11 protein-coding genes and 1 tRNA gene are annotated in these 11839 nt (G+C 65.8%); 7 read left to right on the top strand and 5 right to left on the bottom strand.

The genetic code is table 11. The features are described from left to right. Nucleotides 1-142: 142 nt before the first annotated feature. From J2S76_RS18420 to J2S76_RS18410, 3 genes are all read right to left on the bottom strand, one after another. Nucleotides 143-304, bottom strand: a complete 162-nt coding sequence (locus tag J2S76_RS18420) for a DUF1127 domain-containing protein (RefSeq protein WP_018386942.1) — start codon at nucleotides 302-304, stop codon at nucleotides 143-145. Between the two features lie 205 nt (nucleotides 305-509). After that, nucleotides 510-1802, bottom strand: a complete 1293-nt coding sequence (locus J2S76_RS18415) for an O-acetylhomoserine aminocarboxypropyltransferase (protein ID WP_307062790.1) — start codon at nucleotides 1800-1802, stop codon at nucleotides 510-512. Between the two features lie 205 nt (nucleotides 1803-2007). Beyond that, a complete protein-coding gene (locus tag J2S76_RS18410; protein ID WP_307062788.1) occupies nucleotides 2008-2448 on the bottom strand; it encodes a CoA-binding protein in 441 nt (146 codons plus the stop codon). Between the two features lie 290 nt (nucleotides 2449-2738). On the opposite strand from J2S76_RS18410, the gene rplM reads away from it, so the two are divergent. After that, nucleotides 2739-3200, top strand: a complete 462-nt coding sequence (gene rplM, locus J2S76_RS18405; protein ID WP_307062786.1) for a 50S ribosomal protein L13 — start codon at nucleotides 2739-2741, stop codon at nucleotides 3198-3200. Nucleotides 3201-3202: 2 nt separating this feature from the next. Further along, nucleotides 3203-3679, top strand: a complete 477-nt coding sequence (gene rpsI / locus J2S76_RS18400; RefSeq protein WP_018386936.1) for a 30S ribosomal protein S9 — start codon at nucleotides 3203-3205, stop codon at nucleotides 3677-3679. Between the two features lie 139 nt (nucleotides 3680-3818). Here the strand turns inward: rpsI and glnA are convergent, their stop codons facing one another. Together glnA and J2S76_RS18390 are read right to left on the bottom strand one after the other, a co-directional pair. After that, the gene (gene glnA / locus J2S76_RS18395; protein WP_307062784.1) at nucleotides 3819-5228 is read right to left on the bottom strand and encodes a type I glutamate--ammonia ligase; all 1410 of its coding nucleotides are present in this window, start codon (nucleotides 5226-5228) and stop codon (nucleotides 3819-3821) included. 132 nt (nucleotides 5229-5360) lie between these two features. After that, entirely contained in the window at nucleotides 5361-5699 is a 339-nt protein-coding gene (locus tag J2S76_RS18390) for a P-II family nitrogen regulator (RefSeq protein WP_018386933.1), read from the bottom strand. 351 nt (nucleotides 5700-6050) lie between these two features. Between J2S76_RS18390 and J2S76_RS18385 the strand changes: the two genes are divergently transcribed. The 5 genes from J2S76_RS18385 (at nucleotide 6051) to clpX (ending at nucleotide 11700) form a co-directional block, all read left to right on the top strand. Beyond that, the gene (locus tag J2S76_RS18385) at nucleotides 6051-7550 is read left to right on the top strand and encodes an NAD(P)H-hydrate dehydratase (protein WP_307062782.1); all 1500 of its coding nucleotides are present in this window, start codon (nucleotides 6051-6053) and stop codon (nucleotides 7548-7550) included. Nucleotides 7551-7696: 146 nt separating this feature from the next. Continuing rightward, nucleotides 7697-7781 (top strand) — tRNA-Leu (locus J2S76_RS18380). Between the two features lie 130 nt (nucleotides 7782-7911). Next, nucleotides 7912-9267, top strand: coding sequence for a trigger factor (gene tig / locus J2S76_RS18375; RefSeq protein ID WP_307063073.1), 1356 nt, complete (start codon nucleotides 7912-7914; stop codon nucleotides 9265-9267). A gap of 152 nt (nucleotides 9268-9419) precedes the next feature. Beyond that, nucleotides 9420-10052: an ATP-dependent Clp protease proteolytic subunit gene (locus J2S76_RS18370; protein ID WP_018386930.1), complete on the top strand. Its 633-nt coding sequence runs from the start codon at nucleotides 9420-9422 to the stop codon at nucleotides 10050-10052. Between the two features lie 376 nt (nucleotides 10053-10428). After that, entirely contained in the window at nucleotides 10429-11700 is a 1272-nt protein-coding gene (clpX, locus tag J2S76_RS18365; protein WP_018386929.1) for an ATP-dependent Clp protease ATP-binding subunit ClpX, read from the top strand. Nucleotides 11701-11839: the final 139 nt, after the last annotated feature.

Here is an 11839-nt window from a genome sequence, read left to right as displayed (position 1 = left end):
GCTGCTCAACACATCCGTGCGCGGCTTAGCACGGAACGGGGGCAAAAAAGAACGGCCCCGGAAAATTCCGGGGCCGTACAATGAGTGCAGTGAGGTGGACGATCAGTGCAGTGAGGCGCGTTCGTCCAGCCTCAAGGCCGCATCACGCCGCAGCGGCGGCGCGACGGGCAACGCTGGTGATTTCGCCACGCGACACGTTGATGTCGGCGAGGGTACGGTCGTCGAGCTGGGAGAGCTCGATCAGAGTGCGGCGATACGCCTGGTAGCGGCGGATCTGCTTGGCAACGAGGCCCCAAAGCAGCATGTCAGTCTCCATCGGTTGTCGGTTAACCGGATCGCGGCCTCCGGGCATCCCCGGCAGCTGCACGTCCGTTAATCATTCCGATGCCTATATATTTGACACCCTGCTCATTTGGTAGGAAATATACCGCATCCCAGCCCTGCGGGCCGCGCATGACACGCTCACAATTCGTTCACGATCTGCAAGGCTGGCGAAAGCATGGCGTGAATCAGGCGCCCGCCAACGCCTGATCGAGATCGGCGATGATGTCGGCCACGTCCTCGATTCCCACCGAAAGCCGCACCACATCCGGGCCCGCACCGGCCAGAACCTTCTGCTCGTCGGCGAGCTGGCGATGGGTGGTGGAGGCGGGGTGGATGATGAGCGAGCGGGTGTCGCCGATATTGGCGAGGTGCGAGAACAGCTTCACCCCCGACACCAGCGCGACGCCGGCCTCGAAACCGCCCTTGAGCCCGAAGGTGAACACCGCGCCGGCGCCCTTCGGCGTGTATTGCTGGGCGAGGTTGTAATAGCGGTCGCCCGGCAGGCCGGGATAGCTGACCCAGGACACTTTGGGGTGGTCGGCGAGATGCTTGGCCACCGCCAGCGCGTTGTCGCAATGGCGCTGGATGCGCAGCGGCAGGGTCTCAATACCGGTGAGCAGCAGGAAGGCGTTGAACGGCGACAGCGCCGGGCCGAGATCGCGCAGGCCCAGCACGCGGGCGGCGATGGCGAAGGCGAAATTGCCGAAGGCCTCGCCAATGACGATGCCCTCATATTCCGGCCGCGGCTGCGACAGGAAGGGGTAGCGGCCCTCGCGCATCCAGCCGAACGAGCCGCCATCGACCAGCACACCGCCAATGGAATTGCCATGGCCGCCGAGAAACTTGGTGGCCGAATGGATGATGATGTCGGCGCCGTGCTCGAAGGGGCGGATGAGATAGGGGGTGGCCAGCGTGTTGTCGACGATCAGCGGCACGCCGGCGCGCTTGGCGATCTTTGATATGGCGGCGATATCGGTGACGATGCCGCCGGGATTGGCGATCGATTCGATGAAGATGGCCTTGGTGCGCGGCGAGATGGCGCGCTCGAAGGAGGCGACATCGTCCGAATCCGCCCACACCACGTTCCAGCCGAAGCTCTTGAAGGCGTGGTTGAACTGGTTGATCGACCCGCCATAGAGCTTGCGCGCGGCGATGAACTCGTCGCCGGGGGTCAGCAGGGTCTGGAAGGCGAGCAGCTGCGCGGCATGGCCGGAGGCCACGGCGAGGGCGGCGGTGCCGCCTTCCAGCGCCGCCACGCGCTCTTCCAGCACCGCATTGGTCGGGTTGCCGATGCGGGTATAGATATTGCCGAACGCCTTCAGCCCGAACAGCGAGGCGGCGTGGTCGACATCGTCGAACACGAAGGACGTGGTCTGGTAGATCGGCGTGGCGCGGGCCTTGGTGGTGGGGTCGGGCGCGGCGCCGGCATGGACGGCGAGGGTGGCGAAGCCCGGAGTGGGCGAGGCAGCGTCGGTCATTGGCGTTCTCCTGTCGACGGGCTGGCGATCCGCGCGAGGGCGCAGGACGCTGCGGCCGTCTTGGCCGGCAGTGTCGCGTCTTCGCTAAAAAACGCAACAGGATTGGAGAAAGAATTAAACAGCAGAGGCGACCTGTTGATATCGCCGGCCGCCACGTGTTTGCCGCCTCTCTTGGCCGGCACCGTCGCCGAAAACCGCCACGCCCTCAGGCCGGCCGGGCAAGGCGCAGGCGGGGGATCTCGATCGCCGGGCAGCGGTTCATGATCACCGCGATGCCGCCCGCCTCGGCGCGCGCCGCCGCCGCATCGTCGCGCACGCCGAGCTGGCCCCAGATGAGCTTCGGTCGCGGCGAGAGCGCCAGCGCTTCCCCAACCACGGACTCGAGATGCTCGGGGGCGCGGAACACGTCGACCATGTCGATCGGCTCGGGCACATCGGCGAGATGGGCGTAAGTCGGCAGGCCGGCAATGGCGCGCCCGGCCTGGCCGGGATTGATCGCGAACACCTTATAGCCGCGCTGGGCGAGATAGAGCGCGACGCCATGGCTGGGCCGCTCGGGCTTCGGGCTGGCGCCGACCACGGCGATGGTTCGCACGCCGGCGAGCCAGTCGGCGATGAAGGCGTCGTCATAGGAATCGTGATTCATCGCAGGACCTGAGAGCTGGAGGCGGGGCGCGTCCCGCCATATGGGACTGGGCGGCGAGCGAGGCGAGCTTTTTCGCAGGAGTGGTGCGTGGGTGCGCGCACGGCCCTTCGCGGGTGCCGGGAGCCCGAAATCAAGGGGTTAGCGCGGGGTATTAAAATACCTAAATTGCAACCCTTTGATTAGTAACGTGAATTCGGCGTATGACGACATTGACGTTGCGCGTGGGCTCGTCTAGAAACCCGCCACGAGAGAGGTGCGGGCATTCCGCGCCCTTGCATATGGATTTTCCCATGAAGACGTTTTCGGCAAAACCCGCCGATATTCAGAAGAAATGGGTCGTGATCGACGCGTCCGGCCTTGTGGTCGGCCGTCTCGCGACCATCATCGCCACCCGCCTCAAGGGCAAGCACAAGCCGATCTACACCCCGCATGTCGATTGCGGCGACAACATCGTCGTCATCAATGCCGACAAGGTGGTGCTGACCGGCCGCAAGCGCGACGACAAGGTCTATTACCACCACACCGGTTTCCCCGGCGGCATCAAGGAGCGGACGGCCAAGTTCATCCTCGAAGGTCGTTTCCCCGAGCGCATTGTCGAGAAGGCCGTTGAGCGCATGCTGGCCCGCGGCCCGCTCGGCCGCAAGCTGATGGGCAATCTGCGCGTCTACAAGGGTGCCACCCATCCGCATGAAGCCCAGCAGCCGGAGACGCTCGACGTCGCCGCGCTCAACCGCAAGAATGTGGGGAACTGATCATGGCTGAGCTCATCCAGTCGCTCGACGGGCTCGAAGCCCTCAAGTCCCAGGCACCCGAGGCCCCCAAGCATGTCCAGAAGCTGGACCGCCAGGGCCGCTCCTACGCCACCGGCAAGCGCAAGAACGCGGTCGCCCGCGTGTGGATCCGCCCCGGCACCGGCAAGATCCTGGTCAATGAGCGCGAGATCGAGGTGTATTTCGCCCGTCCCGTGCTGCGCCTCATCATCCAGCAGCCCTTCACCACGGCGGCCCGTACCGGCCAGTATGACGTGGTGTGCACCGTCTCCGGCGGCGGCCTTTCCGGCCAGGCCGGCGCGCTGCGTCACGGCATTTCGCGCGCGCTCACCTATTACGAGCCCGAGCTGCGCGGCCCGCTGAAGAAGGGCGGCTTCCTGACCCGCGATTCGCGCGTCGTCGAGCGTAAGAAGTACGGCAAGGCCAAGGCCCGCCGCAGCTTCCAGTTCTCGAAGCGCTGATCGGCGCCTCGCATTCCCTACGAAAGGGCGGGTCCTTGGACCCGCCCTTTTTGTTTGCCGGCATGGCACAGACATGCCGGCCGGCACAAAAAAGGGGCGCCTCGCGGCGCCCCTTTCCGTTGGTCGGCCGGCGTGCCGGTCAGACCGAATAGTACATCTCGAACTCGACCGGGTGCGGGGTCATCTCGTACCGCATCACCTCGACCATCTTCAGCTCGATATAGGCGTTGATGAAGTCGTCCTCGAACACGCCGCCCTTCTTGAGGAAGTCGCGGTCCTTGTCGAGCGAGGACAGCGCCTCACGCAGCGAGCCGCAGACGGTCGGGATCTTCTTCAGCTCCTTCGGCGGCAGATCGTACAGGTCCTTGTCCATGGCCGGACCGGGATCGATCTTGTTCAGAATGCCGTCGAGGCCGGCCATCAGCAGCGCGGCGAAGGCGAGGTAGGGGTTCGCGCCCGGGTCCGGGAAGCGGGTTTCGACGCGCTTGGCCTTGGGCGAGGTGGTGTAGGGGATGCGGCAGGAGGCCGAGCGGTTGCGCGCGGAATAGGCGAGCAGCACGGGCGCCTCATAGCCGGGAACCAGCCGCTTGTAGGAGTTGGTCAGCGGGTTGGTGAAGGCGTTCAGCGCCTTGGCGTGCTTGATGATGCCGCCGATGTACCACAGGCATTCCTGGCTGAGGTCGGCATATTTGTTGCCGGCGAACAGCGGCTTGCCGTCCTTCCAGATCGACTGGTGCACATGCATGCCCGAGCCGTTGTCGCCGAAGATCGGCTTCGGCATGAAGGTGGCCGTCTTGCCATAGACGTTGGCGACCTGGTGGATGCAGTACTTATAGATCTGCAGCTGGTCGGCCATCGTCACCAGCGTGTCGAACTTCAGCCCCAGCTCATGCTGGGCGGAGGCGACTTCGTGGTGGTGCTTCTCGACCTTGGCGCCCATGCGCGCCATGGCGGCAAGCATCTCGCCGCGCAGGTCCTGGCAGCTGTCGACCGGCGGGACCGGGAAATAGCCGCCCTTGGTGCGAACGCGGTGGCCGAGATTGCCGCCTTCATATTCGGTGCCGCCATTGGTGGGCAGTTCGACCGAATCAAGCTTGAAGCCGGTGTTGTAGGGATCGGCGGTGAAGCGCACATCGTCGAAGATGAAGAACTCGGCTTCCGGCCCGATATAGATGGTGTCGCCGATGCCGGTGGACTTCAGATAGGCCTCGGCCTTCTTGGAAATGCCGCGCGGGTCGCGGCCATAGGGCTCGCCCGTGGTCGGCTCCAGCACGTCGCAGACCACGACCATGGTGGTCTCGGCGAAGAACGGGTCGATGCTGACGGAATCGAGATCGGGCTGCAGGTGCATGTCCGATTCGTTGATGGCCTTCCAGCCCGCAATGGAGGAACCATCGAAAGCCTGACCTTCGGCGAAGAAATCTTCGTCGACCATCGAGATGTCGAAGGTCACATGCTGCCACTTGCCGCGGGGATCGGTGAAGCGCAGGTCGACGTATTTAACGTCGTTGTCCTTTATTAGCTTCAGTACATCCTTGGCCGTCGTCATATTGTTCGTACCTCTTCTGATACTGCCGATTTTTGAGGGGCAGCTGGTCCCAAGCGGATGGTCAACGACGATACGCGCCGCACCCTATCAGGATGCGGCGCGCTCATATGCGCGACCATACTACGCTGGCTCTCAGATGGCGTCGACGCCCGACTCACCGGTACGAATGCGAATGGCCTCTTCGATGTTGGAAACGAAGATCTTGCCATCGCCGATGCGGCCGGTCTGGGCGGCGCGGCGAATGGCGTCGATCGCGGTTTCCACCGTTTCGTCGGCTACCACGATCTCGATCTTCACCTTGGGCAGGAAATCGACGACGTATTCCGCGCCGCGATACAGTTCCGTATGCCCCTTCTGCCGGCCGAAGCCCTTGGCTTCCGTGACGGTGATGCCCTGCAGGCCGATTTCCTGCAGCGCCTCCTTCACCTCGTCGAGCTTGAAGGGCTTAATGATGGCCTCAATCTTCTTCATCTGACCTCGTCTCCCTGACTCGTCGATCCGCGACGCCCGGCCGAGTCGGGTCGCGAAGAAGCAGAACCCATGCCAAGCACCCCAGTGTCGCCGGAAACCGTTAATAGCGCATCATCGCACGGCGCCACGCGGCGGGCCAAACAGCTTCGTTTTCGGCGAACGATGAAGTTTTGGGCGTAATGATTAAGAACTGGGCGACTCCGGCCGATCCCGACGCCCGAGGGCTGCGCGAAACATGGGCATTTGCCGCCGTTTGCTGCGACGCTGGCGTGGCTCGCCTGACAAGGCCGGTTTCGGCTAAGCTCGGTGCTGCCCCGCCGCCCCTGCCGGACCGTTCAGGAACAAGGTTTCATGGAGCTTCTCACCCCCACCGAGATGGCGCGCGCCGACGCCTTCACCATCGCCGCCGGCGTGCCCGGTGCCCTGCTCATGGAAAGGGCGGGAGAGGCGGTCGCCCGCCTCGCGGCGCGGGTGACGCTGGCCGGCGGGTGGGTGCTGGTGCTGTGCGGGCCGGGCAATAATGGCGGCGACGGATTCGTCGCGGCGCGTCTTTTGGCCGCTTCCGGCTATCGGGTGCGCCTCGCGCTGCTCGGGGAGCGCGCCGCGCTGCGCGGCGATGCGGCGCTGATGGCGGCGCGATGGACCGGGCCGGTCGAACCGGCGGAGGGCGCGGCGCTAGAGCGGGTCGATCTCGTCATCGACGCGCTGTTCGGCGCCGGGCTGGCGCGCGATCTCGACGGCGCGGCGCGGGCGCTGGTGGAGCGGGTGAACGCGGCGGTGATGGCCTCCGGCTTGCCGGTGCTGGCGGTCGACCTGCCCTCCGGCATCGACGGCGCTACCGGGGCGGTGCGCGGGGCGGCGATAAAGGCGCGCTGGAGCGTCACCTTCTTCCGGCCCAAGCCCGGCCATGTGCTGTTGCCGGGCCGGCTGCACGCGGGCGAACGGACCGTGGCCGATATCGGCATCCTGCCCGAAGCGCTTGATGTGATCGCTCCCCGCGCTTTCGAGAATGTGCCTGACCTGTGGGCGGGGCAATTCCCGGTGCCGGCGGTGGAGGGGCATAAATATGCCCGTGGCCATCTCGTCGCCGTCTCCGGCCCGGCGCAGGCGACCGGGGCGACGCGGCTCGCCGCCCGCGCCGCGCTGCGGGCCGGGGCGGGGCTGGTGACGGTGGCCTGCCCGGTTGAGGCGCTGGCGATCCACGCGGCCAATCTCTCCGCCGTCATGGTGCGGCCGGTGGAGGATGCCGCCGGGCTGGCGCATCTGCTGGCCGATGCCCGGCTGACGACCGTGGTGCTCGGCCCCGGCCTCGGCGTCGGGCCGGGGGCACGCGAGCGGCTGGCGGCCTGTCGCGACCGGCGGCTGGTGATCGACGCCGATCTCCTCACCTCCTTCACCGGCGAGGCGGATGCGCTCGCCCGCGCTCTCGACGCCGCGCCGGCCGCGGTCGCCACCCCGCATGATGGCGAGTTCGCCCGGCTGTTCGAGGGCTGCCCGGACGTGCTGGAGGCGCCCTCGCGGCTGGAGCGGGCGCGCGCCGGGGCGGCCCGGCTCGGGGCGACGCTGCTGCTCAAGGGGCCGGATACGGTGGTGGCGAGCCCGGACGGGCGCGCCTCGATCGCCGCCAACGCGCCGCCTTATCTCGCAACCGCGGGGGCGGGCGATGTGCTGGCGGGAATCGTCGGCGGCCTGCTGGCGCAGGGCATGCCGCCCTTCGAGGCGGCCAGCGCTGGCGTGTGGCTGCATGGCGAGGCGGCGCGCGAGGCCGGGCCGGGCCTTGTCGCCGATGATCTGATCGAGGCGCTGCGCCCGGTCTATCGCCGGCTGTTCGGCTTTCTCGGGGCTGTGTAGCGGCGAGCGGGGGCGCGCATTTTGCGCTGGCGCAGCGTCATGACCGTGTTATAAGCCCGCACCCGGCTGGCGGTACCTTCTCGGGTGCGCGCACATGCGCCCATGCGCGTCCCTCGCGGACGATGTGGCGGGCGACAGGCGCAACCGCGGGCGTGGCGGAACTGGTAGACGCGCTGGATTTAGGTTCCAGTGGCGAGAGTCGTGGGGGTTCGAGTCCCTCCGCCCGCACCAGTGCCTGCCCTTGTCCGGTGCCGCCTTCCGACCCATTTGCACCGAGCGGGGCCAACGGCGTTCACGCGGCCACGCACACAGACATTCGAGAGCTCGCGCAAGCGGCAAACAAGACGAAGGCCGATTGAAAATGCAGGTCACCGAACTCCTCGCCGAAGGTCTCAAGCGCGAATATCGCGTGGTGCTGCCGGCCGCCGAACTTGACGCTAAGGCCAATGCGCGCCTCAGCGAGCTCAAGGACAAGGTCCGCCTCAACGGCTTCCGCCCCGGCAAGGTGCCGGTCGCCCATCTCAAGCGCATGTACGGCAAGTCAGTGCTGGCCGAGGTGATCGACCAGGCGGTGAACGAGGCCAACACCAAGATCATCGAGGATAACGGCTTCAAGCTCGCGATGCAGCCCAAGGTCGAGCTGCCGCAGGACGAGGCGGCGGTCAACGAGGTGATCGAGGGCAAGGCCGACCTGTCCTTCACCGTGAACCTCGAAGTGCTGCCGGCGATCACGCTCGGCGACTTCAAGAGCATCAGCCTCGACAAGCCGGTGCTGGCCGTGTCCGACGAGGAGGTCGAGGAGACCGTCAAGCGGATCGCCGACGCCAACCGCCCCTATGCCGCCAAGCCCGACGGCACCGCCGAGAATGGCGACCGCGTCACCCTGTCCTTCGTCGGCTCGATCGACGGCGAAGTGTTCGAGGGCGGTTCGGGCGAGGACGTGCCGCTGGTGCTCGGCTCCAACAGCTTCATCCCCGGCTTCGAGGAGCAGCTCGTCGGCATCAAGGAAGACGAGACCCGCACCGTCAACGTGACCTTCCCCGAGGCCTATCAGGCGGCGCATCTGGCCGGCAAGGCGGCCGCGTTCGAGGTGACGGCGAAGATGATCGAATCGCCGACCGAGATGGAAATGGGCGACGAGTTCGCCAAGACGCTCGGCATGGACAGCCTTGAGGCGCTCAAGGAGCAGGTGAAGACCCGCATCGCCCAGGAGCACAACGCGCAGAGCCGCAACAAGGCCAAGCGCCGCCTGCTCGATGCGCTGGACGGGCTGCACCAGTTCGACGTGCCCCCGACGCTGGCCCAGCAGGAATTCGACGGCATCTGGGGCTCGGTGACGTCCGAGATGGCCACCCAGAACAAGACCTTCGCCGACGAGGACACCACCGAGGAAGCCGCCCGCGCCGACTACCAGAAGATCGCCGAGCGCCGCGTGCGCCTTGGCCTGGTCCTTGCGGAAATCGGCGAGAAGAACAACATTCAGGTGACGGACGACGAAGTGACCCGCGCCGTCGTCGAGCGTGCCCGCCAGTTCCCCGGGCAGGAGCAGCAGGTGTGGGAGTTCTACCGCAAGAACGCCCAGGCGCTGGCCAGCCTGCGCGCGCCGATTTTCGAGGAGAAGGTCGTCGACTATCTGCTCGAACTCGCCACGGTCAATGAAGTCCCCGTCTCGCGCGAGGAACTCTACGCCGAGGACGAGGACACCAAGGCGGCCTGAGGCCGACGGAACTCGCGGAGTCGTGCACCACGTGCGGCTCCGCTGTCCGCCACTTCATCGCCGGCGGGCTGGTAGGGACGCGCTTTCCCTTTAGTGTAGGGTGGTTGGATTCGCGGGCGGCGCAGGCGCGCCGTACCGCCGAGGATCGAAATATGCGTGACCCGATTGATACCTTGAACAACTACCTGGTCCCGATGGTGGTCGAACAGACCAACCGGGGCGAGCGTTCCTACGACATTTATTCCCGGCTCCTGAAGGAGCGCATCATTTTCCTGACCGGCCCGGTCGAGGACGGCATGGCGACCCTCATGGTCGCCCAGCTGCTGTTCCTCGAGGCGGAGAATCCGAAGAAGGAAATCTCGATGTACATCAACTCCCCGGGCGGGGTGGTGACATCGGGGCTGGCGATCTACGACACCATGCAGTTCATCAAGCCGGCGGTGTCGACGCTGTGCATCGGCCAGGCGGCCTCGATGGGCTCGCTGCTGCTGACCGCCGGCGAGAAGGATATGCGCTTCGCCCTGCCCAATGCGCGAATCATGGTGCACCAGCCCTCGGGCGGCTTCCAGGGGCAGGTGACGGACATCATGCTGCACGCCAAGGAGATCATGAGCCTCAAGCAGCGGCTCAATGAGATCTACGTGAAGCACACGGGCCAGGACATCAAGGCGGTGGAGGACGCGCTGGAGCGCGACAACTTCATGACCGCCGAGGTCGCCAAGTCCTTTGGGCTTATCGACAAAGTGATCGACAAACGCCCGGAAGAGGCTCCGGCGAAGCCCTGACGGGCGTTTGCGCCGTGTTTCGGAGGCCGGTTTGGCTTCCTATATTGACAAGGAAGCCCGCGCCGAAATGAAGCGCGGGCTTGCATGCTTCGCGGTATCGCGCTTGCATGACTTCAGAATGAAGTGTCGCCCGGAGGTGTGACGGGGGTACGACGAGGCCAGCGCCCATCCGCGAAGTCGGGGATGGTTCGATTGCCCGCTTGATCGTGTCGCTGCTAGCGTGCTTGGCTGTGGCACTGAACAAGGACCCTTAAGTCGCTTCCTTTTGACGGCGTTTTCGAGCCGTCGCGTTTCTCCCCCCTTGGAGGCCCGCGGCGGCCGCGGGACTGGGGCGGTTCCGGGCGATGCCTGGACTGCCGAGCGGACGGAGAGACGCATGAGCAAGGTTGGCGGCGGCGACAGCAAGAATACTCTTTACTGCTCGTTCTGCGGCAAGAGCCAGCACGAGGTCCGCAAACTCATTGCGGGACCCACCGTGTTCATCTGCGATGAATGCGTCGAGCTGTGCATGGACATCATCCGCGAGGAGAACAAATCCTCGCTGGTGAAGTCGCGCGACGGCATCCCGACCCCGAAGGAAATCTGCAAGGTCCTGGACGATTATGTGATCGGCCAGTTCCATGCCAAGCGCGTCCTCTCGGTGGCGGTGCATAACCACTACAAGCGCCTGAACCACGCGACCAAGCACGCCGGCGACGTCGAGCTGGCCAAGTCCAACATCATGCTGATCGGGCCGACCGGCTCGGGCAAGACGCTGCTCGCGCAGACGCTCGCCCGCATCCTCGACGTGCCCTTCACCATGGCGGACGCGACCACGCTGACCGAGGCGGGCTATGTCGGCGAGGATGTCGAGAACATCATCCTCAAGCTGCTGCAGTCGGCCGACTACAATGTCGAGCGGGCGCAGCGCGGCATCGTCTATATCGACGAGATCGACAAGATCAGCCGCAAGTCCGACAACCCCTCGATCACCCGCGACGTCTCGGGCGAGGGCGTGCAGCAGGCGCTGCTGAAGATCATGGAAGGCACCGTCGCCTCCGTGCCGCCGCAGGGCGGGCGCAAGCATCCCCAGCAGGAATTCCTGCAGGTGGACACGACCAACATCCTGTTCATCTGCGGCGGCGCCTTCGCCGGCCTCGACAAGATCATCTCCTCGCGCGGCAAGGGCACCTCGATCGGCTTCGGCGCCGTCGTCTCCGCCCCCGAGGACCGCAAGCCGGGCGAGGTGTTCCGCGAGGTCGAGCCGGAAGACCTGCTGAAATACGGGCTGATCCCGGAATTCATCGGCCGTCTTCCCGTCATCGCCACGCTGGGCGATCTCGACGAGGCGGCGCTGAAGAAGATCCTCTCCGAGCCGAAGAACGCGCTGGTGAAGCAGTATCAGCGCCTGTTCGAGATGGAGAATGTCGAGCTGACCATCCATGAGGAAGCGCTGGGCGCCATCGCCCGCAAGGCGATCGAGCGCAAGACCGGCGCGCGCGGCCTGCGCTCGATCATGGAAGGCATCCTGCTCGACACGATGTTCGACCTGCCCGGCCTGGAAGGGGTGGAGGAGGTCGTCATCAGCAAAGAGGTCGTCGATCAGAATGCGCGTCCGCTCTACATCTATGCGGACCGCGCAGCCGGCGATGCGGGCGCGAGTGCCTGAGGAACCGGCGGTGGGCAGGGCCGGGCAGCCACGCCCGGCCAGCGACGCGGCCCGCTCCCTTGACGGGGGGCGGGGGCATCGCCATCTGAGCCTCAACCCCCGGTCCTCGACCGCATCGACGTGCCCAGCGCGCCTAACG

Origin of the sequence: Ancylobacter vacuolatus (genome assembly GCF_030813595.1) — a bacterium.
GTDB lineage: Bacteria > Pseudomonadota > Alphaproteobacteria > Rhizobiales > Xanthobacteraceae > Ancylobacter > Ancylobacter vacuolatus.
Note: the sequence above shows the minus strand (reverse complement) of the source record. Positions and strands in the feature narration are given on the sequence as shown.